Annotated in this window: 17 protein-coding genes; 9 read left to right on the top strand and 8 right to left on the bottom strand. The window is 55.8% G+C overall.

The annotated features are described in order from the left end of the window. Positions 1-188 precede the first annotated feature (188 nt). Positions 189-1,439 carry a [Fe-Fe] hydrogenase large subunit C-terminal domain-containing protein gene (locus D5269_RS07690; RefSeq protein WP_031219656.1) on the bottom strand — a complete coding sequence of 417 codons (1,251 nt, stop codon included), beginning with the start codon at positions 1,437-1,439 and terminating at the stop codon, positions 189-191. Between the two features lie 430 nt (positions 1,440-1,869). Here D5269_RS07690 and D5269_RS07685 point away from each other — a divergent pair, with 430 nt between their 5' ends. The 4 genes from D5269_RS07685 to D5269_RS07670 all read left to right on the top strand — a co-directional run bounded on the left by D5269_RS07685 (position 1,870) and on the right by D5269_RS07670 (position 7,412). Next, the gene (locus tag D5269_RS07685) at positions 1,870-5,457 is read left to right on the top strand and encodes a PAS domain-containing hybrid sensor histidine kinase/response regulator (RefSeq protein WP_120484556.1); all 3,588 of its coding nucleotides are present in this window, start codon (positions 1,870-1,872) and stop codon (positions 5,455-5,457) included. A gap of 38 nt (positions 5,458-5,495) precedes the next feature. Further along, a complete protein-coding gene (locus tag D5269_RS07680) occupies positions 5,496-5,852 on the top strand; it encodes an Hpt domain-containing protein (RefSeq protein WP_016315835.1) in 357 nt (118 codons plus the stop codon). Between the two features lie 46 nt (positions 5,853-5,898). Then, positions 5,899-7,002, top strand: a complete 1,104-nt coding sequence (locus D5269_RS07675) for an HD domain-containing phosphohydrolase (protein ID WP_120484555.1) — start codon at positions 5,899-5,901, stop codon at positions 7,000-7,002. 83 nt (positions 7,003-7,085) lie between these two features. Further along, a complete protein-coding gene (locus D5269_RS07670; protein ID WP_016315833.1) occupies positions 7,086-7,412 on the top strand; it encodes a DUF3870 domain-containing protein in 327 nt (108 codons plus the stop codon). Between the two features lie 301 nt (positions 7,413-7,713). On the opposite strand, the gene D5269_RS07665 is transcribed toward D5269_RS07670, so the two are convergent. From D5269_RS07665 to D5269_RS07655, 3 genes are read right to left on the bottom strand one after another with little or no spacing between them, the layout of a single operon-like run. Beyond that, positions 7,714-9,069, bottom strand: a complete 1,356-nt coding sequence (locus D5269_RS07665) for a GntP family permease (protein ID WP_016315832.1) — start codon at positions 9,067-9,069, stop codon at positions 7,714-7,716. 14 nt (positions 9,070-9,083) lie between these two features. After that, on the bottom strand, positions 9,084-10,220 hold the full coding sequence (locus D5269_RS07660) for a sugar diacid recognition domain-containing protein (protein WP_016315831.1): 1,137 nt from the start codon (positions 10,218-10,220) through the stop codon (positions 9,084-9,086). A gap of 16 nt (positions 10,221-10,236) precedes the next feature. Next, positions 10,237-11,067 (bottom strand): MBL fold metallo-hydrolase, encoded by an 831-nt coding sequence (locus D5269_RS07655; protein ID WP_016315830.1) that lies wholly within the window; start codon positions 11,065-11,067, stop codon positions 10,237-10,239. Positions 11,068-11,320: 253 nt separating this feature from the next. Here D5269_RS07655 and D5269_RS07650 point away from each other — a divergent pair, with 253 nt between their 5' ends. The 5 genes from D5269_RS07650 to D5269_RS07630 all read left to right on the top strand — a co-directional run bounded on the left by D5269_RS07650 (position 11,321) and on the right by D5269_RS07630 (position 16,325). Further along, the gene (locus D5269_RS07650) at positions 11,321-12,139 is read left to right on the top strand and encodes a hypothetical protein (RefSeq protein WP_120484554.1); all 819 of its coding nucleotides are present in this window, start codon (positions 11,321-11,323) and stop codon (positions 12,137-12,139) included. Between the two features lie 208 nt (positions 12,140-12,347). Beyond that, positions 12,348-14,030, top strand: a complete 1,683-nt coding sequence (locus tag D5269_RS07645) for a phospho-sugar mutase (RefSeq protein ID WP_016315828.1) — start codon at positions 12,348-12,350, stop codon at positions 14,028-14,030. Positions 14,031-14,079: 49 nt separating this feature from the next. After that, positions 14,080-14,730 (top strand): N-acetyltransferase, encoded by a 651-nt coding sequence (locus tag D5269_RS07640; protein WP_120484553.1) that lies wholly within the window; start codon positions 14,080-14,082, stop codon positions 14,728-14,730. 52 nt (positions 14,731-14,782) lie between these two features. Continuing rightward, positions 14,783-15,244, top strand: coding sequence for a GyrI-like domain-containing protein (locus tag D5269_RS07635; protein ID WP_016315825.1), 462 nt, complete (start codon positions 14,783-14,785; stop codon positions 15,242-15,244). A gap of 181 nt (positions 15,245-15,425) precedes the next feature. Beyond that, complete coding sequence (locus tag D5269_RS07630) at positions 15,426-16,325, top strand: DMT family transporter (RefSeq protein ID WP_016315824.1); 900 nt, start codon at positions 15,426-15,428, stop codon at positions 16,323-16,325. A gap of 49 nt (positions 16,326-16,374) precedes the next feature. Here the strand turns inward: D5269_RS07630 and D5269_RS07625 are convergent, their stop codons facing one another. From D5269_RS07625 to pknB, 4 genes are all read right to left on the bottom strand, one after another. Further along, a complete protein-coding gene (locus D5269_RS07625; RefSeq protein WP_016315823.1) occupies positions 16,375-17,439 on the bottom strand; it encodes an aldose epimerase family protein in 1,065 nt (354 codons plus the stop codon). Positions 17,440-17,570: 131 nt separating this feature from the next. Beyond that, on the bottom strand, positions 17,571-18,203 hold the full coding sequence (locus D5269_RS07620) for a thiamine diphosphokinase (protein ID WP_120484551.1): 633 nt from the start codon (positions 18,201-18,203) through the stop codon (positions 17,571-17,573). After that, entirely contained in the window at positions 18,200-19,090 is an 891-nt protein-coding gene (rsgA, locus tag D5269_RS07615; protein WP_016315821.1) for a ribosome small subunit-dependent GTPase A, read from the bottom strand. Before rsgA ends, D5269_RS07620 begins: the two co-directional genes overlap by 4 nt. Before the next feature lie 73 nt (positions 19,091-19,163). Next, positions 19,164-21,125 (bottom strand): Stk1 family PASTA domain-containing Ser/Thr kinase, encoded by a 1,962-nt coding sequence (pknB, locus tag D5269_RS07610; protein ID WP_120484550.1) that lies wholly within the window; start codon positions 21,123-21,125, stop codon positions 19,164-19,166. Positions 21,126-21,137: the final 12 nt, after the last annotated feature.

Below are 21,137 nucleotides of genomic sequence, written 5' to 3'. Positions count from 1 at the left end.
AGAAAAAACAAAAAGAGAGACCTGTGACAAAAACTATACTTTTTGTCACAGGTCTCTACTCTTTATATTCGCACGCTCCCAAGGAAACTAAAGCGGTTTTGAAAAAAAATCTTTAAAAAGTTTCCGGATGTGAAACCTCATATAAACCAGCTTTTCAAGCGGGTTTTGCGTTCTATACGTCCATAAGGTCACAGTTTTCGGGTAAAAATTTCGCTCTCTTCGAGCAGGGCTTCCACCGTCTCGATCCCCAGCCGGCGCAGCAGTTCGATCACATAGGGATTGTCGATCGGGGTTGGGAAAGCCGCTTCCTCTCCATAGGCTGCAACGTTTTTCCGCCCCTGTTCGGTTGGGATTACCCGTTTTGGCCCGCCGACGCATCCTCCGGGACAACCCATCCCTTCAAAAAAGTTGGCGCTGGCGGTCCCGTCGAGCACCTCCTGCATCATCTGCCTGCATGAGGGAACCCCATCCGCGCTGCGGACCCGTACCTCAACCTTTCGATGTGGGTTGAGCCGTTCCACCGTTGATTTCACCGCTTCTCCTACTCCGCCCGCATGTGCATAAATCCGGCCTGCGCGGGAGGAATGGTCCTTCTCCTCATCCGGCAGGGTGGATGGGTCGATTCCGGCGGCCAGAAATACCTCGCGGATTTCCTCAAAGGTCAGCACATAATCCACCGCCCCCACAAGGTCAGGTTCACGGGCTTCGGCCTTTTTGGCAAGGCAAGGTCCGATAAAAACGGTGAGCGCATCCGGGTGGAGAGCCTTTACCGCCCGTCCGCAGGCAACCATGGGGGAAACCGACGGGGGCAAATGCGGGATCAGCTGGCTGTAAATTTTGCGGATCATCCCGATCCAGATCGGGCAGCAACAGCTTGTGAGCTGATAGTCCCCTTCCCTGCGTATATTTTTATCAAATTCAAATGCCTCTTTCAGGGTGAGGATGTCGGCAAAGAGAGCCACCTCCACCATACCATCAAAACCAAGCCGCCGGAATGCGCTGCGCAGCCTGCCGGGTGTGACCTGCGGGCTAAACTGCCCATGAAATGCCGGGGCAACAAGCGCATAGGCCAGGCCCTGATGGTTGCGGACTGCTTCAAGTGCGGCGACAATATCCTTCCCCGCTACAATCTTATGCCCCCGGCAGGCTTCCACGCAGGCGGTGCAGCCGGTACAGCGGGTCATGTCGATTGCAATGTGACCGCTTTTGTCCGGAACGGCCGCGTCAAACCCGCATGCTTCTACGCAGGCGGGGGTTCCGTCCGGGCAGTCGCATTCCGCCAATTTCCAGACAATCGGATATTTTTGAGGGCTGAGCAGGCAGTCAAGCTGTTTGGGGTCATATTCTTCGCTCGCCCGGATCTGGCGCACCGCCTCGGGCAAGTTGCGCCGCACTGCTGCCGCCAGAAGTGTCTGATAAAGTTCGTCAAAAGTTGCCATAAAAACGCTCCTTCCGGTACTGGAAAACAGAGGCGGCATCAATTCCTCCTCTTTCGATTTCCAGAAGATAGCGTAACCACAAAGGGGATTTTTATGTAGAATCCTCGTTTATCGCTCTAAATACAGGTTCAAATGGCGGCGATAAAGTCAAATCCTTGCAGCATGGGGCATACAATGACCCATAAAAAGATTGTGTAATTATAAATTCTAATTCATCCTCTTTTTTACAATTTATTTTACAATTTTCAATTTAGGAAAAAGTGTAAGAGACATTGCGTTGCACTTTAAAATGTGCTAAAATAAGGATAAAATGTGCGATGTATTCCCTAAAACCAGTGGACGGGTTATGGAAGCAGGCCTTTTTTGATGGGCCTGTGAGCGGGCGGTAGAGAGGGAACATCTACAGAGTTTTTTCAGCGGGAGCGATTCGATGAGCGATTTGCAGCGTTTGGAAACAGTACTGGACCAGATTACCAATAGTATCATTTATGCTGTCCGGCAGGATACCCATGAAATCCTCTACTTTAACGCACAGGCTAAAAAGATGGCGCCGCAGATCGAGCGGGGCCGTATCTGTCAGGAGCTATGGGCGGAAACCTGTAAGGACTGTCCGCTCGAGAAGATCGGCGAAAAGGACAGACATGTTGTCCAGGGCTACAACAGCCCATTTGGCGGCAAGGTCGATTTTTCGGCCACCCGTATCACCTGGGGCGAAGATATTCCGGCTTTTATGGTTGTCATTGACCCGCGTCGGATGACCAAGGAGCAGCAGAAATCGGAATTTGAGCTTCAGAGGACATTTGCTGCGATCTCGCAGGTGTATGAGATGATCGTCTCGATCAACCTGACGCAGAACACCTACTCGATCGCCGGGGCGGAGGGGCTTCGCTCCAAACGCGAGATCACGCCCGAGGGAGATTTCGGGCGGTGGGTGTCATATGTAAAAGAGCATATTCGTCCGAATTTCCGGGAGAGTTTTACCACGATGTTCCAGAGGGAACGGTTGCTTGAGCTTTATCGCGCAGGGGATGCAGGACCTTATATGGAATGCATCGAGATCGTCGAGGACGGAACCGACCGATGGGTGATGCTCCGGGTGGTTTGGATGGATAATCCTTATGATGACGATGTTCTGGCTGTGGTGCTCTGCCGCAGTATCAACCGGGCAAAGCTGGCTGAAGAACGGCTCAAGGAGCATGAGCAGCTTGAACAGAAGCGAAGCCATTATCGGGCGGCGGTTGAGAGCACGCAGGACATCATGTTTGAATACATACTGGCAAAGGACACCTTTGTTGCCTATGAACCGCAATGGAAGGATGGCATGAAAACGATCAGCCGGGTCGAGCTTTCCGGCTTTCTTAGCCGGATGCAGGAGTATGGTCTGGTCCATCCAGAGTATGAGCAGCAGTTCCGGGATATGCTGAACGGCGGGGTAGTCGGGCAGTTCGAGGTTAAGATGCGTTCACCTACCATGGATGACTTCCACTGGTTCCGGATCAGCGGAGAGGCGATCTACGGGGACGGCGAGATCGTCATGATGGTTGGTACTCTGCGGGACATCAATGAATACAAAGTGATGGAGGAGCGCCGCCGGGATCTGGAGCAGGTTTGCAGCTTCACGGTGAGCCGGGACTACAACCTGGTCGCGACCCTTGATATGAAAACCGGCCTGTATGAGATCAGCTTCACCACCCTGCGTGCGGAGGTGTTCGGGGTTTCTCATTCCGGGGTCTATCAGACAGCTCTGGATACAATCGCGCAATATGCGCTCTATCCGGCAGACCGGGAGGAATTCTCCGAAAAACTCAGTGTCCATTCTCTTTCCTCCCTGCTCGAAAACGAGAAGGGGAAGGAAAAACGGTTTTATTTCCGTATCCGGGGAAATGACGGGGCCTATAGCTGGCGGTGCGTCCGGTATGTTTATCTGGACCAGTTCAGCCACAAGGTGCTCTTTACTGTGCAGGACGTGCAGGAAGCCCGGGAGGCTAAAGATAAGGAAATGATGGCCACCCAGATGTTCGTGGCTGCGGTCAGGGGGCTTTACGACATTATCTTCGAGGCCAATCTTACGACCGATGCCCTCTATGAGCTTCGGTATAGCGACGAGGGAATCATCCGCCATCTGGTTCAAAAGAATCTGCGTGAGATCCTGGCCGAACGGGAGCAGTCCTTAATCCATCCGGATCATCAGGAACGGTACCGCAGCTGCATGGACATCGACCAGATGCCTCGAAAGCTGGAAGAGCAGCCGCACATCTATTTTGAGGTGCTGCGCAGAAGCAACAGCGGGGCCTACCACTGGGTTGCGATCCAGATTCAGCGTCTGGTGCAGGATAGCGACAATTACCGGGTTCTAATCTATATGAGGGACATCGACGCCACCCGCCGCGAAGATGAGCGAACCCGCCAGGCGCTGCGGGATGCATTGCTGCTTGCAGAGAATGCCAACCACGCCAAGACAGACTTTATCTCCCGCATGTCGCATGATATCCGTACCCCGATGAACGCAATCATCGGCATGTCGGCGATCGCCCGGGCCAATCTGGATGACCCGGAAAAGATTTCTGACTGCCTGAACAAAATCGGAATTTCGGCAAAATTCCTGCTTTCACTCATCAATGACATCCTGGATATGTCCAAAATCGAGAGCGGCAAGGTCCGGATTTCCCAGCGGGAATTCCACCTGCGGAATATGGTGCAGGACATCTCCGCGGTGATCTACCCGCAGGCGGTGGAACACGGCCTTGCGTTCGACCTCCAGATCGACCAGTCGGTTCCGGCGGTCTGCATCGGGGATGAGCTGCGGCTCAACCAGATTCTGATGAACCTGCTCGGCAATGCTCTGAAGTATACGCTTCAGGGTCGGATTTCGTTTTTTGTGGAGCTGGCCGGTACGCAGGATTCTCGCGCGCTTCTCCGGTTCCGGGTGGAGGATACCGGCATCGGGATGAGTGAAGAATTCCAACGGAAGATTTTTGAACCGTTCGAACAGGAGGTTCAGGAGAGCGGGAAGGTGTTCGAGGGCACAGGGCTTGGTATGACGATCACCAAAAACCTCGTCCAGCTGATGGGCGGAAAAATCTGGGTGGAGAGCGAACGGGACAAGGGCAGCCGGTTCACTGTCGAACTCCCGCTCGAGATCGCCAAGAACAGCCTCGAATGCGCCGCATACACCGGAGAGGAAAATCTGAAAACGCTCCGGGTGCTGATCGCAGACGACGATACGATCGCCTGTGAACATCTCCAGACCATTCTGAATACCTTCGGGATCCGGGCCCATTGTGTCAGTTCAGGCACCGATGCGGTCCAGGAGATCCAGCAGGCGCGGCAAGACGGGAAACCGTATGATGTTGCATTTATTGACTGGCGGATGCCCGGGATAGACGGGATTGAAGCGGTACGGCAGATTCGCAGGGATGAAAACGCCCATACCCTGCTGATTGTCATGTCCGCTTACGACTGGGCTTCGATTGAGTATGAAGCCCGCACCGGCGGGGTCGACGAGTTTGTCAACAAACCGGTTTTCCCTGAAAATATCCGTTGGGTGCTGACCAAGGCACTTCGGGAAGACCCGAACTCTCTGCGCAAGCAGGCGGAGCCGGAATATCAGTTCAACGGTGAACAGATACTGCTGGTCGAGGACAATGAGATCAACCTCGAGATCGCCAAAACGCTGCTCGAGATGAAAAATCTGAAAGTAGATGCCGCCCGCAACGGTCTGGAAGCGGTCGAGCTGTTCCGTGATTCTCCGCCGGGATATTACAGAGTCATCCTTATGGACATCCGGATGCCGGTAATGGACGGAACCACAGCAACCCGGGAAATCCGTTCGATGGACAAAGCGGATGCCCAGACCGTACCGATTGTGGCGATGACAGCGAATGTCTTTGAAAAGGATGAGGAAACCGCTGAACAGATCGGGATGAACGGCTATCTGATTAAGCCGATTGATACAAAAGCCCTTTACCGGAGCATCCACCTGCTCCTTTATCAGGGCGTTGAGAAGCTGTTTTCTTAAAAATTTACATATGGGCATAGGAAAGGAGAAACAGGGCCATGCAGTTTGCAGAGCTTCTTTCGGAAATGGGGATTAATGAAGCCGAAACACTAGAGCGGTTTGGCGGTATCCAGATGCTGCTGGAAAAGATGTTGAAAAATTTTCTCGATGACCAAAACTTTGCCGGACTGAAAGAGGCAGTAGAACAGGGGGATGCAGAGGCTGCGGAACACGCTGCCCATACGCTCAAGGGGATGTGCGGCAACCTTGGAATGGCTGAATTAAGCCGGCTTAACGCGGATTTTGTTGACCGGCTGCGCGGCGGAGACGCCAGCGGGATGAAAGAGGACCTCGCCGGGATCGCCAGGGAATATGAGCGTATCGTGGGACTTTTGAAATCATATTACAAGGTATAGTCGGGACAGCGTGGAGGAGACGCACTGGCCGGAACAGGAGGGAAAGATGGAGCAGGATAAAAAGATACTGATCGTGGATGATTCCAAGATGAGCAGGGTGATTCTGAAAAAGCTTTTCGAGGAAGAATACGAGATCCTGGAAGCGGAAGATGGCAGGGTGGCGCTGGATATTCTGGAAGAGGAGTACCATTCGATAGCGGTCGTGTTGCTGGATAACATCATGCCCGAGATGAACGGGATCGATGTTCTCCGCAAGATCGCGGGAAAATATAAATACCATAATATTCCAGTCGTCATGATTACCGCAGAAACGAGCGAACGGCTCGGTATCGAGGTTTACCGTCTTGGCATCGCCGACCTGATCTCCAAGCCCTTCAATCAGGAGCTGGTCAAACGGCGTGTCCAGAATATCATTGAGCTTTATGACTACCGCTGCGAGCTGGAATGGACAATCGCCGAGCAGATCAACGAGATTGAGGAGCAGTCCCGCAAACTGCGCCGGTCCAACCAGTTCTTCATTGACACATTGAGCACAGCGGTAGAGTTCCGCAGCAGCGAATCGGGCGAGCATATCTCGCGGATACGCAATGTCACCCAGCTGCTTTTGGAAGCGCTGGGGCAGCAGGAAGCGCAGTACCGCTTCAACAGCGATATGATCGAGATTATCAGCAACGCGGCTGCCATGCATGACATCGGGAAAATCGCGATCCCCGACGCGATCCTCAATAAACCCGGACGTTTGACCCCCGAGGAGTTCGAGCTGATGAAAAGCCATACAACAAGGGGCTGCGAAATCCTCGAAAAGCTCTCGTCGGTGCAGCTCGAGGAGTACTATCGGTTTAGCTACGACATCTGCCGCTACCATCATGAGCGGTGGGACGGCAACGGATACCCTGACCACCTCAAAGGCAGCGACATTCCGATCTGGGCGCAGGTGGTATCAGTTGCAGATGTTTACGACGCGCTGGTGAGCAAGCGGGTTTATAAACCTGCGTTCAGCCATCAGACAGCGGTTGACATGATCCTCAATGGGGAATGCGGCATCTTTAACCCGATGCTGATGAGCATTCTAAGCCTGATTGCCCCGCAGCTTGAAAAGTTCTACACCGGGAACGTACTGCCGGCAGACGAGCCATTTGAGTTCAGGTAAGCAGAAACGCGAAGGAGGGAACATCTGTCCCCTCCTTCGTATTTTCCGCAAGAGCATCTTCATGAGAGAGCGGAGGAATTTTGATGAAATATCCTAACAATTCTATTCTAGTAGTGGGACAGGCGAAGCCCAGCCGGGATGACGCAATCTATATGACACATGGGGAATTCTACATCAGCCTGGTGGTGGAGCGGGATTCCGGGTGGATTCTGGATGTCGAATGCAACACGATCCTTTCGGTGACGAGCGATTTTGTGGCATCCATGTTCGTGGGCAAGAACCTCAGAACCGACCTTCAGGTGCTCGAAGCAGAGATCCGCAGCCGGTATTTTGCGCTGACCCAGAAGCCGCTGATTGCCTGCATGAAAGATGCCTACCACCGTTATATAGCGGTAACAGGGGAAAATTGAGGAACCGTTTCCATCTATATTGAAAGATAGGGCTTTTTACAAAGAAAAAGCCCTATCTTTGTTGTTTTCAAAGCGGCAGTTCATCCCCAAAAAGAGGTTCCCCGCTGCGAGACCCGGTAAGGATGCCGCTCTGTGCCATTTTTTAACAGGCGTATCTCTGGATACGGAACAACCACAGGACAATCAAAGAGGTGGCTTTTTTGTCAAAAGCCACCTCCGATGATAACGGATGTCAAAGGATCACTGCAATCCCTATGCGCTGGAAAGGATTGAGGGAGCCCTTTTATACAGAACAGAATTCTCAGGCGAACAGCGAGATGATGAACAGCAGGATGATGATCGTGATACCCATTGCGGCAGTCATACCGGTCTGGCATTTGTAAGCATCCTCTGTCTTCATGTCGGAGAACTGGGAGACAACCCAGAAATAGGAGTCGTTTGCGTGGGAAGCGACCATCGAACCAGCACCAATCGCCAGTACCACCAGCACCTTTGCAACCGGCGAGGTATAGCCCATCGTTTCCATCAGAGGGGCCATCATGCCCGCGGTGGTAATCATCGCGACGGTAGAAGCACCCATCGCCAGTTTGAGGATCATTGCGATAACGAACGGGATGATAACGCCCAGACCGGAATTGACCAGCCCGCCTACCGAGTCAGCGATTGGCAGGAGCTTCAGGATCGCGGCAAACGAGCTGCCTGCACCGGTGATCGCCAGAATCCCGGCAGAATCAGTGACACCCTGTGTAACCCAGTCGAGGGTCTTGCTTTTCTCGCTCTGCGGGATCAGTGTCATGGCCAGGAACACGCCCAACAGGAGCGCGACCACCGGGTTACCGATGAACATGACGATCTGGTAAGCGGCACCCTCGCCAAGCGGTTTGCTGGGGAAATCGACGATCGAGGCAATCGCGATCAGGATAATCGGGAGCAGGATCGGAGAGAAGCTATGCAGCGCGCCGGGCAGTTTGCCGTATTTCTGCTGCAATTCTTCCAGTGTATACTCGGAATTCGCAGGGATTTCGACCTTGCTGGAAACCACTTTCGCCCAGATAATCGCTACTGCCACCGCAGGGATCGAGACGATCAGCCCGATCAGGATGGTCAGCCCCAGGTCCGCATTCAAGGTACCTGCCATCGCGATGGGGCCCGGCGTCGGGGGAACCAGGCAGTGTGTGGCGTACAGGCCGCCGGAGAGAGCGGTCGCCATCACAGCCAGCGAGATGTTGGACTGCTGTGCCAGCGCGCGGCTGATTGGGGACAGAACCACGAATCCGGAATCACAGAATACGGGGATACCGGTGACATAGCCCATCGCACCCATTGCAAGGACGCTGTTCTTTTTGCCGACGATGTTCAGAATCGCGTTTGCCATGGTGAGCGCTGCGCCGGTTTTCTCCAGGATGGTACCGATGATTGTGCCGCAAAGGATAACAATACCGATACTTGTCATGATGCTTCCGAAGCCGCCTTTGACCTCATTGACAACCTTGGTGGGCGTAATCTCGGATTCCGGGAAGATCGCCCCCCAGATCAGGCCAACTGCAAGCGCAACCACCAGCATGACGACAAACGGATGCATTTTCAGTTTTGAGATAGCGATGACCATCGCTACCACCGACAGGATGATAAGCGCGAACAAGAAGAATGTTTGCATGTCTACTCCTCCTTTTATTGCAAGGCTCGAAGGCCCTGTTTGCGTTTATAATGTTCCAAAAGCAGCCGGACCAGATATTCCTGCTGAAAGCTGGTGCAGCCGGCAAGTCCCAGCGCTTCCAGGAGCCTGTGCACCCGGTATTGCAGGGTATTTTTATGGATAAACAGCGCGGCAGCAGCCTTGGATACACTCCGGTCGTTGTCGTAGTACCCCTGCGCTGTTTTCATCAGCACCTCCTGCTCACGGCTGGGAAAGGCGGCATTCAGCTTCTGATAAAAACTGTCGATGAACTCCGCTTCAGTGACCGCGGTATGATAAAGTATGTAATGGCATCGGGTGTCCAGCTCCCGGATGTCGTTGAACGGCTTCGAGGAGGTCAGGTCCAGAATCACAAGCTGCTCGTAAGAGCTGTGGACATCCCATAAGGTTTTGCAGGGTTCTCCCAGGCAAACGCGGTACGGAACACCGTCCCAACCGTCCAGCTGGCGCACAGCCTCGTCCAGAGCAGGGTTGCCATGGCTACATAACAGCACGATCCGATCCTCCACAATCCCCCAGACATCCCGGTTCGACCGCAGAACCCCGCGGGAAAGCAGCCAGTTGATTAAAGATTCCTGCCTCTGCTCCAGCATAGCTCTGGCGGGCGGCGAGATAATCGCTACCGTCAGCGGCAGTTCAAGATGGATCCGCAGCGATTCGAGCAGCGCTTTCGCATCCGCAAGCGCTGTATCCGTCGGGGCGAGCAGGTTCTGCAACAGCCGCCCCCGCAGCCCCTGTTCCGCCAGATGCGGAATGGTCATCGCTTCGAGCTGGTAGTATTTAGCGGCATACAGTTCCAAAAGCGGCGCCAGATATTGCAGCTCCTGCTGGGTACCAAAGATACCGACTGCGCCGATTACCGAGCCGTTCACGCGCAGAGGCATGTTATAGCCCTCTCTTGCGCCGGGATACTGCCCGAGCTGGTCCTTCCGGATGATGACCTGCCGGCCGGTTTCAATGGCTTCTTTCGCGCCCTGATGGAAGCTGCCGACCCGTTCCTTTTCGGTGGAAGCAACGATCGTCCCATTCACATCCATAATGTTGACGGTACGCCCGCCCAACAACCCGGAGGAAACCTCTACCAGCTCCTTGGCGACCTTCTCAATCAGCATGGGCGGCCCTCTCGCCTCATCTCAGAAAAACGCAGTCACCGGAGCCCATATGGCAGCTCTGAACCGCTGTATTGCCGCGGACCGCGCATTCCGCCCGCTCCCCCGAACAATGGCTTAACCCCAGAATTTCCAGCCCCATCTCCTGCAAACGTGAGATGGTGGAATCGATGCGGGCGCTCTCGGCTTCCTTGAGATGGGTGCCGCCAAAAACAGCGTAAACCGGTTTTCCGAGGGCCTGATGGACATGCTCGATCATATTCAGGATGCCGGGATGCGAGCAGCCCACCAGAACTGCCAGCCTGCCGTCGACCTCCAATGCCATGCAGATTTCATCCTCAAAGGCATCCGGGACAAACCCGTCCCCGACCTGCCGGACAAAGCGCTGCGGGATCGTTTCAAGCGCATGGGTCCGCGGGAACCCGCCCACCAGATGGACGCCGGGGAATATCTCGACCACCCCGGAAACCTCCCTGTGGCAGATCGCGTGCTCCTCCAGAAACCCCTCGGAAAACCCTGCGGACAGGTCGGTATAGCGCAGGCCGTCACAGGCGAATTTTTCCTCGAAAAAGCAGGGGCCGGTATAGAGCAGCCGGCTGCCGCCGCCCAGCTCCACCAGGGAGCGGAACCCTGCCGCATGGTCGTAGTGGCTGTGGCTCAAAACCACAGCGTCCAGATTGCGCACGCTCCGGCCGAGCCTTTGCGCGTTAACCCAGGGATTCGGCCCGGCGCCGCAGTCAAAAAGAATCCGGCAGCCCTCCCGTTCCACAAGGTAGGACAGGCCATGCTCGTGAACCAGCGCTCTGTGTTCCGAAGGCTCGTTGTCCATCAGGGCTGTGATACGTACCATTCCAAAACCACCCACTCTCTGAAATATTTATTGAATATTGCCATGAAACATTCGATTCCTCATATTTTATGTAGATATTATAGCCTATATTTCTCCAAAATGGAATACCCTTTGTTTGGTTTACAGACTAAAATATTACAAAATTTTGAACGCTGCTTTGTGCTGGAGATAAAAAACCTCTGCTCTGCTGGAAATCCTTGCAATTCCGGGACAGCCTGTATATAATTGAGAAAAACGCAGGAGGGGATTTTGGATGATTCGCGCATTTTGGAAGAGCAAACTGGCGGTTGGTGCCGTAATGGTGGTCTGCCTGGGGCTGGCTGTGGCGGTCTGGCTGCGGGACCGGGAATATCCCGTTTACATTCCCGCGATCGCTTCACTGCTCCTGCTCGGCATCGGATATTTTGCCGGACGGCTGCTGGGAAACCTCGTGGCCGGAACCCAGAACACCCGCTGTCTGGGCCTGCTGCACCTGGACCTTGACCCACAGGCTTTTCTGGCAGAATACAAGCAGATTCCGGGGCGGCTGAATCCCAACAGCCGGGATTTCCCGATCGCCAGCGCCTGCCTGGCGGACGGATATGCCGCAGCCGGGGAGTTCGATCAGGCCATCGAGACCCTGTGCGGGGCTTTCCGGAATGTGAAGAAGGGCGATCAGGCGCTTCGGGCTTTATATTATAACAATCTGTGCGGCTACGCCCTTTCCAAGGAGGACCTGGTGTTGGCCCGTCAGGCGGAGCAAAAGCTGGAACAGATCGTGAAAGACTGCCGCGATTCCAAGCCTGCCCTCTCAGAAAATATGGCGCTGAACCTGCGGATCCACCAGAACCGGCGGGTCTGTCTGGAGGGCGGCAGGGTGGAAACCAGCTGGCTGGAGGAACAGCTCCCGCAGTCAACCTACCGGATGCGGCGGCTGGACCTTCTCCAGCTTCTGGCCATGTGGTGCCTGCGGAGCGGCAAAAAACAGGCTGCACAGGACTATCTGCTGCGTCTGCGGCAGGAGGCGGGGAAAACTTGGTACGGTTCCTGGGCTGCAGAGTGGCAGCTGGCTTCTGACGAGCCGCGCAGCTAAGCCATGAAATGGATTCCGGACCGGCTCTGCTTGAATTTTGCCCGCATACGTGGTATAGTCAAAGAACCTGAAAGGGATCGTCTGCTTTTGTGGCTTTATCAGGGGATTTTTCATCCGCCTCCCCTTCTGGCCAGCTCACCTGTCAGGCCAGGGCCAGAGCCGACGGGCCTTTTTACCTTTCTATATGTGATCTTTTGGAGGATTTGATATGTCGTATCAGGAACAGCTTGCTCTCTGGCTTGCGAAGGCTGGGGAGGACCCCGATCTGATTCAGGAGCTGGAGCAGATCAAATCAGATGCCGGGCAGGTTTCCGACCGGTTTTACCGCAATCTGGAGTTCGGCACCGGCGGATTGCGGGGCGTCATCGGTGCGGGGACCAACCGCATGAATCTCTATACGGTCCGGCGGGCCACACAGGGGCTGGCGGACTATCTCAACGCATCCGGCCTGCCAAAGTCTGTGGCTATCGCACACGACAGCCGCATCAAGGGGGAACTGTTTGCCCGGGAAACTGCCCGGGTGCTCGCCGCCAACGGTATCACAGCCTTCCTCTATCCCCGGCTGGAGCCTACGCCGGCCTTGAGCTGGGCGGTCCGGTATCTGGGCTGTGGGGCTGGTGTGTGCATCACCGCCAGCCACAACCCCGCCCGTTACAACGGATATAAGGTCTACGGCGCGGACGGCTGCCAGATCACGCCGGAGGCTGCCGGCCAGGTGTTGGCCGCCATTGAGGGAATCGACTGTTTCGATGGTGTCCGCCTAGTGGATTTTGAGGAATCCCTACAGGCGGGGAGCATCCAGTATATCCCGGACGCCTGCCTGGATGCCTTTGTGGACGCGGTGCTGGCTCTGCGCCCCGGCAACGACGTTTCCGACCTGAAACTGGTCTATACTCCGCTGAACGGTACCGGGCTGGAGCCGGTCAAAAAGCTGCTGGCCAAAATGGGGGTCCGGGACGTGACCGTCGTTCCGGAGCAGGAACTGCCCGACGGGAATTTCCCGACCTGCCCCTATCCAAATCCGGAGATCCGGGAGGCCATGGAACGGGGGCTTGCCCTCTGTGAGCGGGTGCGGCCTGACCTGCTGCTGGGCACCGATCCGGACTGCGACCGGATGGGAGCGGCAGTCCCGGATGGCAGCGGTGGATACCGGCTCATTAACGGGAACGAAATGGGCATCCTTCTTTTTGACTACCTCTGCCGCACCCGGATCGAAAAAGGAACAATGCCTGAAAACCCGGTGGCGGTGACCACCATTGTCTCGACCGACATGGCCACGCCGGTGGCAGCGGCCTACGGTGTGGAGCTGCGCCGGATGCTGACCGGCTTCAAATACATAGGCGAGCAGATCGGTCTGCTGGAAGCCGCAGGGGAAGCCGACCGCTATCTCTTTGGATTTGAGGAGAGCTATGGGTATCTTTCCGGGGCGCACGTCCGGGACAAGGACGGGGTGAACGCGGTGATGCTTGCCTGTGAATGTGCGGCATGGTACCGGGGGCAGCAGATGACTCTGCTGGACGCGCTCCATGCACTCTATCAGAAATTTGGATTTTATCAGAACAGCCTGTTGAGCTGGGCCTTTGAAGGGCAGGATGGGATGCGGGAGATGAAATCCCTGATGGACTCTCTGCGCACAGCTCCGCCCGCCGAAATCGCCGGACAGAAGGTCCTCCATCTGGTGGATTATCAAAACGATCCCACCGGGCTGATCCCTTCGGACGTGCTCGAATTCCGGCTCTCCGGGGATACCAAACTGATCGTTCGGCCCTCGGGCACAGAACCGAAACTGAAACTCTACCTCTCTGTCCGGGGTGAAAGCGAGGCGGAATCTCTGGCGGCACTGGACGCGCTGACCGCCGGGGCAGCCGCACTTGTGGGAAAACAGGGATGAAGGAGGCCCCCGTCTATGTTGGCGGGTTTGTCGGAAAGGAAAATCCACTATGGAACGTCTTCAGATTCGAAATGAGACAGAAAAAGATTACGCCATTGTAGAACAGATCACGCGGGAAGCATTCTGGAACCTGTATGTACCGGGATGCGAGGAACATTATCTGGCGCATATTCTGCGGGGACATGCGGACTTTGTTCCGGAGCTGGATTTTGTCGCCGAGCTGGACGGTCAGGTGATCGGGAATGTGATGTATACCAAATCCACCCTGACCAGCCAGTTGGGCAGGAAAAAACAGATCCTGACGTTCGGCCCGGTCTGCATCCATCCGGACTTCCAGCGCAAAGGGTACGGAAAGGCTCTGTTAGAGCATTCGTTTTGTAAGGCGCTGGAACTTGGATATGACCTGATTGTCATTTTTGGCAATCCCGGCAACTATGTCGGCCTCGGTTTCAAAAGCTGTAAAAAATACAACATCTGCATGGAGGGCGGCATATACCCGTCCGCCATGCTGGCGAAAGAGCTGAAGCCGGGCGCGCTCTCTGTAGAAGAGGGTCCATGGACCTATTCCGACAGCCCGGCCTATCACAGCGTCGACAGCGCGGAGGCGGAGCGGTTCGACCAACAATTTGCACCCAAAGAAAAACGGTATCAGGCTTCTCAGGAAGAATTTTATATTCACAGCCATTCTTTTATACAGTGAAGCCAGCCATCAGACAGCCAACCACCAAAAAACAGTTCAAAGGAGCCTGTCAATGAAAATGGAAGTTGCAAACTTAACCCCGCAAATTGCTGTGGCAAGCAAGAGAACAGCAGTAAGCATGCGCAATATCCACGAAGCCATAGGCGAGATGTGTGGGAAACTTTTGGCGTATTTATCCGAACAGGGCAAAGAGATGTCCGGACCTCCATATCTGAAATATACGAATATGAAGCCTGACTTTTCCGAATTTGATATTGAGTGGGGATTTCCTGTTGCAGACCCTGTCCCGGACTTTGGCGAGTTTTACATGACCAAAACATACGGGGGGAAAGCCATCCTCATGACGCATAAAGGCCCATACCCCACGCTCGAAAGGGCATACTCCGCAATTATGGCATATGAAAAGGAACATTCGCTGGAGAATACCGGGGTTTCCTACGAGATTTATTTAAACGATGCCGACAAAACACCCGCGGAGGAGCTGCTTACGCAAATCGTCTATCCCATCCGTTAGAGCCAAGTTTTAAAAATCCTATCTGCTATCTATAAAACCAAAAGTTTTGTCCATCTTTGTTTTGGCCTAAGAGCCGGTGCTCCGCGCCGGTTGGCCTTTACGCGCCGCAGAGGCGGCAGTCAAATGCGGTGAGGGGCGGAGTCTCCGCCGTTGATCTTGAGACAGAAAGAGAGGGGCTCCCATGCCACAAAAACAAAAGGGTATCCTTCTGATGATCCTGTCGGCATTTTTGCTGTCGGTAATGTCGGTGGCAATCCGCTGCATCAACGAGATTCCTGTCATGGAGCAGATGTTTTTCCGAAATCTGTTCAATGCCCTCGTCGCCTGGGTGATTCTCCGCAAAACCGGCGGCTCCTTCTTTGGCCCGCGCAGGTATCAGCTCCTCCTGTTTCTGCGGTCGGTCTTTGGATTTTTTGCAGTGTCTGCTTCGTTCTATGCGTCCGGACACGCCAATCAGGGCGATGTGGCAATCCTCCTGAAAACCTCCCCTTTCTGGGTCACGATTCTGGCGATGGTTTTTCTCAAGGAAAAACTGCTCCCGGTACAGATCCCTGCGCTGATCCTCGCGTTTGCGGGCGCGGTGCTGGTTGCGCGGCCCGGCTTCAACTCCAATGTCCTGCCGCTGCTGATGGCGTTTCTGTCTGCGGTTGCAACCGGTGTCGCTTATACGCTGCTCAGCTATTTCAAGGGCAAGGTGGATACCATGACCATCACCATGTATTTCTCGACATTTTGTATGCTGGCGGCATTCCCCCTGATGCTGTTCAACGGATTCATCCTGCCCGACCTTCGCCAGTGGCTGTTCCTACTGCTCATTTCGGCTTCCGGTTCGTTCGGATTGATCCTTGTGACCTATGCCTATCAGATGGCGCCCGCAGCGGAAATCAGCATCTACGACTATTCGGGGATTCTCTTTTCCATCCTGCTCGGCTGGGCCGCGCTCGGGGAACAGATTCCCGCGACCTCGCTGCTGGGCGGGGCACTGGTGACCGGCGGCTCGGTGATGGTCTATCTGTACACCAACCGGCGCAGCAGAGAGTCGGCCGCCCAGCACAACGCCCCTTCGGAAAAAGCCGAGTAAAGCGCCTGAAAAACGCCCTCTGGAAACCCAGAAGGCGTTTTTTTATTTGTTATTTCACAGAGAACCGGTAGATTGTAGCATGTGCATACCGGTCCCCCTTGCGGAGGATCGGGCTGTCCCACTCCGGATGGTTGACCGCATCGGGCGCATACTGCGTTTCAAGCGCGATCCCTGCCCGCTGCTGATACCAGCAGCCCTCCTTCCCACAACTGCTTCCATCAATAAAATTGCCGGTATAGACCTGCATACAAGGACTGTCAGTATAACACTCCAGCAGGCGTCCGCTCTCCGGGTCGTAGAGTTCCGCGCTCAGAGCGAGTGTTCCATCCGGATGGTCAAGCACCCAGTTATGGTCATAACCATTCCCGTAGATCAGCGCGGGATAGTCCTGCCCAATCCGCTCCCCAATCCGGTGAAACTCCCGGAAATCCATCGGCGTCCCCGCTACCGGCAGCACCTGCCCGGTCGGGATGCTCTCCGCGTCCGCTTCGGTAAACCGGCTGGCATACAGCTTAAGCTCATGTCCCAAAATATCTCCCGAGGCGTGCCCTGACAGGTTAAAATAGGAATGGTTGGTCAGGCTGCAAACGGTGTCCGCATCCGAAACCGCCTGATATTGCAGCTTCAGCGCATGATCCTCCGAAAAGGTGACCGCCACCGAAATCTCGAGCCGGCCGGGATACCCTTCCTCTCCATCCTCGCAGACACAACGCAGCGTCAAAACATCCTCGCCGTCCTGCTGGGAGACCTCCGCATCCCAGAGCTTGGATTCCAGCCCATGCACCCCGCCATGCAGGTGGTTTTTTCCGTTGTCGTTGCAGGCGAGCTGGTACGCCTTCCCATTCAGGGTAAACCGCCCGGCCTTGATCCGGTTGCAGCACCTGCCGATCATTGCCCCGAGAAAATAGGCATGTCCTTCATAGCCCGCTCCGCTGTCAAAACCCAGCGCCACGTCGGCAAACGCCCCGTTCCGATCAGGCACCCTGATCGAGACGATCGCACCTCCAAAATTGGTAATTTCCACCTCACTCCCCGCGCGGTTTCTGAGGGTGTAAAGCACCGCTTTTCCACCTTTGCTGGTGGTGAAAAATTCCCGTTCTGTGATAACTGCCATCTGACCCATCCTCCTCTTAGTCATGGAAACGCTGAAAAAATCGTTTGGACCTTCTTCAAGCCTGCGGCAATAAGTCTGCTTACGGCAACCCCGCTTCCAGTCGCCGCGCTGGCGGCTTTTACCCACAATTTTTAGCGGCATTCTTCTGCTGCAATGACCAGCAGGGTACCATCTGTGACGGTAATCCGCGCATATTCCCCCGCAAATTCATTGCTGACGCCGATCGGCAGGCTGGGCGTCAGTTCCGCATCCCGAAGGGGGTATTGCAGCCCTTCGAGCGTGACACCCCGGCAAGGCCCGTCCCACGCGAACACCGAAAGATGCCATCCATCGAGCCTGCGCAGGGCAAGGGTGCCGCACCGCACCGCCCACGCCCGGTTCCGGTTGGAGAGAATCTGTCCCGACGCGCCCTGCCGGCAGAGCCAGCCGAGCGCCTGTAGGTTGGCGACCGTGTGGTCGAGCCTGCCGCCGAACCCACCGACCAGCAGGAACTCCCGGAACCCTTGTTCCAGGCCGACCCGCAGCCCAAGCATGGTATCGGTATCATCCTTCTCCGCTGGGACTTTCTGCACCGGGATTCCTCCCGGCACCGGCCCACCCAGCGAATCGAAATCCCCAACCGCGAGGTCGGGACGTACGCCGAACTGTGCCGCTGTCCGGCATCCCGCGTCACAGGCGATCACAAAATCCCCCGGCCCCACCTTGACTTCGACCTGGTCGCAGTCGGAAAGCGGGCCGCCCGAAAACAGGATACATCTGCTCATCGTTTCAGCTCCCATTCTCTGATCTTCTTTGCATCCTCGTAAAGGGCGCAGTAGCTCGCGTGGCGGGACGGGTGTATCCTGCCTTCCTGCACTGCCTCAAGCACCGCGCAACCCTTTTCCACCGTATGGGAACAGCCGGTGAACCGGCAATCCCCGGTAAATTCGGCAAATTCGGGGAAACACTCCGCCAGCTCCTCCTTCAGGATGACCTCATACCGCTCCAGCTCGACTGCCGAAAAGCCGGGCGTGTCCGCAATATAACCATCCTTGCCGATCCGGAACAGCTCGACATGCCGGGTGGTATGCCGCCCCCGCCCGAGCTTCTGGCTGGTCTCGCCGGTCGCGAGGGCCAGCCGGGGATCGAGCCGGTTGAGCAGGCTGGACTTCCCAACCCCGGTATTCCCGGAAAAGGCACTGATCCCATGGGAAAGCGCTTCCCGCAGGCGGTCCAGCCCCTGTTCGCTCTGGTTGGAAACCGCAAGCAGGGGGATGCCTGCCATCCGGTAGACCTCCTCCATCCGGTCGGGAGCGCCAAGGTCGCTTTTGGTGATGACCAGCATCGGGGAAATTCCTTTGTGACAGGCGATCGCCAGCATCTTGTCGATTACAAACGGATTGGGCGCAGGGTCGGCGACCGATGCAACGACCACAAAGGTATCAAGGTTGGCTAGCGGCGGGCGCACAAGCTGGTTTTTGCGGGGCAGGATCGACTGCACCTGCCCGGTGGCCTCGCCGGTCGGCTCAACGGTCACCCGGTCACCGACCAGCGGGCTGACCCCCTCCTTGCGGAACAGCCCCCGCGCCCGACATTCGTATGTAGCGCCCTCCGACTCCACATAGTAGAATCCCCCGGTCGCTTTGACGATCAATCCGCTCTGTGTGTTCATACGGCCCCCCATTGTTCCGGCGCGGGCGGCCTCGATCCGGAAGCCGCCCGCGCGCCTGTAGACTGTAGCCCTCTCACTCGGAGAAGTCCTCTGTGAAATCCGCCAGTATGCGGTGTCCCTTTGCCTCAAAATCCAGCTCATAGACCTGATATTCCGCCCCATCGATCAGGATGCTGATTTCGGAAATCTGGTCCGGCTCCCCGGAAAAGACCGGTTTCCATGTCTTCGCCTCGGACGGGTTCACCTGCTCCCGCTGGATCTGGATGCCATCCTGAAGCGCAACCAGTTCGACCATCCGGTTGACCTGCTCAGGCAGCGGGATCATCACGGTCAGCCGGATGCTTCCCCCGCTGTTGCCCGCGACCTCCAGGTCGATCACCGTGTTCTGCTCGACCTGCGAATCCTGAGCCACCGACTGGTGGATAATCGTCCCCTGCGGTTCGTCGCTGCGCTCGTCATAGGTGATCTTACCGATCCGCAGCTTATAGTTATCCAGCAGGGTTTTCGCATCATTCAGGCTGATACCGGTCAGGTCGGGCACCGTTACCAGCGTCTCCTCCCGCCCCATGCTGACATAGAGGATCACCGTTTCGTCTGCGGCGACCTCTGCCCCCGCTTCGGGCAGGGTTTTGATAACCCCGCCGGACGGGATGCTGTCGTCAAACAGCATCTTCTCTTCGTAGTTGATGCCCCATTCGTTGAGCTGGGCGACCACCTGCGCGGAATCCTGCCCGACAAAGCTGGGCAGGCGGGTGGTGAGCTTACCAGTACTGATCTTGACCTTGATGGTCGAGCCGACCTTAACCTTACTGCCCGCGCGCGGCTCCTGGTCGAAGATCACCCCTTTGCCGTATTCGTTGTTGTATTCCAGCTCGGTGGGATCGAGGTTAAAGTTGGCGTACTTGGGGGAAATCTTCACGTTGTCCCATTTTTCCCCCACCAGGCTGGGGACGATATCGTCCTCGACCGATACAAACGGGTTGTTCAGATAGATCATCCAGCCGATAAACGCCGCTGAGACGATCACGAACGCGGCGGTCACCCCCGCCAACACCGGGATGATCGGGGCACGCCTGCTTCTTCTCTTTTTCTTTTTGCGCTTGTCTTTCACTGTTTTCTCCTTACGCGCGCTCTGGATCGCATCCGAATACCGGCTCTCGGCGGCAGGGCTTTTGACGTCGAGGTATTTGTATTCGAAAAGGATCGAAGGATCGCGCTTGAACTCGTCGATGTCGCGGAGCATCTGCGCCGCGCTCTGGTACCGTTTGGAGAGCTCCTTCTCCATCGCATGCATGGTGATTTCCTGCAGGCCCTCGGGGATCGAGGGGTTCAGCTCCCGGGGCAGGACGGCTGTACTCTGTATCTGCTTGAGCGCAACCGAAACCGGGGTGTCCGCCTCGAACGGGACCTGGCCGGTGAGCATTTCGTAAAGGATCACCCCAACCGCATAGAGGTCGGTGCGGGCGTCGATCGCGCCGCCTGCCGCCTGTTCCGGGCTGATATAGTGCACCGAGCCGATCGCTTTGTCGGTGAGGGTGCGGGTCTCGCTGCGGGCGAACCGCGCGATCCCGAAATCGGTGATCTTGATCGTCCCATCCGACAGCAGCATGATATTCTGCGGCTTGATGTCCCTGTGGACAATGCCCTTGTCGTGCGCGTGCTGGAGCGCCCGGAGGATCTGGACGGTAAAATGGACTGCCTCTTTCCAGCGGAGCACCTTCTGCTGCTCGATATATTCCTTGAGGGTGATCCCGTCGATATACTCCATGACGATCGACTGCATCCGGTCGGAAAAGCTCACGTCGTAGACCCGCATGACATTCGGATGGTTGAGCACCGCCATTGCCTTGCTCTCGTTCTTGAACCTGCGGCGCATATCCTCATTATTCATATGCTCTTCCTGCAGAATCTTGACGGCAACCACCCGGTTTTCGAGCACGTCGTACGCCTTATAGACGTTTGCCATGCCGCCGATGCCGATGATCTCCATGACCTCATACCGGCCCTCGAGCTTTTTGCCTAAATATTTATCCATCAAATGGTTCCT

This window comes from Anaerotruncus sp. 1XD42-93 (assembly GCF_009917605.1).
Lineage (GTDB): Bacteria > Bacillota > Clostridia > Oscillospirales > Ruminococcaceae > Anaerotruncus.
This window is presented reverse-complemented; position numbering and strand designations above follow the sequence as displayed.

What these genes read in the sequence shown, in the direction of transcription:
- D5269_RS07620 (WP_120484551.1), bottom strand. Translation starts at nt 18,203, where the DNA reads ATGAGCAGATGTATCCTGTTTTCGGGCGGCCCGCTTTCCGACTGCGAC.
- D5269_RS07660 (WP_016315831.1), bottom strand. Translation starts at nt 10,220, where the DNA reads ATGCTGATTGAGAAGGTCGCCAAGGAGCTGGTAGAGGTTTCCTCCGGG.
- D5269_RS07680 (WP_016315835.1), top strand. Translation starts at nt 5,496, where the DNA reads ATGCAGTTTGCAGAGCTTCTTTCGGAAATGGGGATTAATGAAGCCGAA.
- D5269_RS07650 (WP_120484554.1), top strand. Translation starts at nt 11,321, where the DNA reads ATGATTCGCGCATTTTGGAAGAGCAAACTGGCGGTTGGTGCCGTAATG.
- D5269_RS07685 (WP_120484556.1), top strand. Translation starts at nt 1,870, where the DNA reads ATGAGCGATTTGCAGCGTTTGGAAACAGTACTGGACCAGATTACCAAT.
- D5269_RS07645 (WP_016315828.1), top strand. Translation starts at nt 12,348, where the DNA reads ATGTCGTATCAGGAACAGCTTGCTCTCTGGCTTGCGAAGGCTGGGGAG.
- D5269_RS07675 (WP_120484555.1), top strand. Translation starts at nt 5,899, where the DNA reads ATGGAGCAGGATAAAAAGATACTGATCGTGGATGATTCCAAGATGAGC.
- D5269_RS07625 (WP_016315823.1), bottom strand. Translation starts at nt 17,439, where the DNA reads ATGGCAGTTATCACAGAACGGGAATTTTTCACCACCAGCAAAGGTGGA.
- pknB (WP_120484550.1), bottom strand. Translation starts at nt 21,125, where the DNA reads ATGGATAAATATTTAGGCAAAAAGCTCGAGGGCCGGTATGAGGTCATG.
- D5269_RS07640 (WP_120484553.1), top strand. Translation starts at nt 14,080, where the DNA reads ATGGAACGTCTTCAGATTCGAAATGAGACAGAAAAAGATTACGCCATT.
- D5269_RS07690 (WP_031219656.1), bottom strand. Translation starts at nt 1,439, where the DNA reads ATGGCAACTTTTGACGAACTTTATCAGACACTTCTGGCGGCAGCAGTG.
- D5269_RS07630 (WP_016315824.1), top strand. Translation starts at nt 15,426, where the DNA reads ATGCCACAAAAACAAAAGGGTATCCTTCTGATGATCCTGTCGGCATTT.
- rsgA (WP_016315821.1), bottom strand. Translation starts at nt 19,090, where the DNA reads ATGAACACACAGAGCGGATTGATCGTCAAAGCGACCGGGGGATTCTAC.
- D5269_RS07655 (WP_016315830.1), bottom strand. Translation starts at nt 11,067, where the DNA reads ATGGTACGTATCACAGCCCTGATGGACAACGAGCCTTCGGAACACAGA.
- D5269_RS07670 (WP_016315833.1), top strand. Translation starts at nt 7,086, where the DNA reads ATGAAATATCCTAACAATTCTATTCTAGTAGTGGGACAGGCGAAGCCC.
- D5269_RS07665 (WP_016315832.1), bottom strand. Translation starts at nt 9,069, where the DNA reads ATGCAAACATTCTTCTTGTTCGCGCTTATCATCCTGTCGGTGGTAGCG.
- D5269_RS07635 (WP_016315825.1), top strand. Translation starts at nt 14,783, where the DNA reads ATGAAAATGGAAGTTGCAAACTTAACCCCGCAAATTGCTGTGGCAAGC.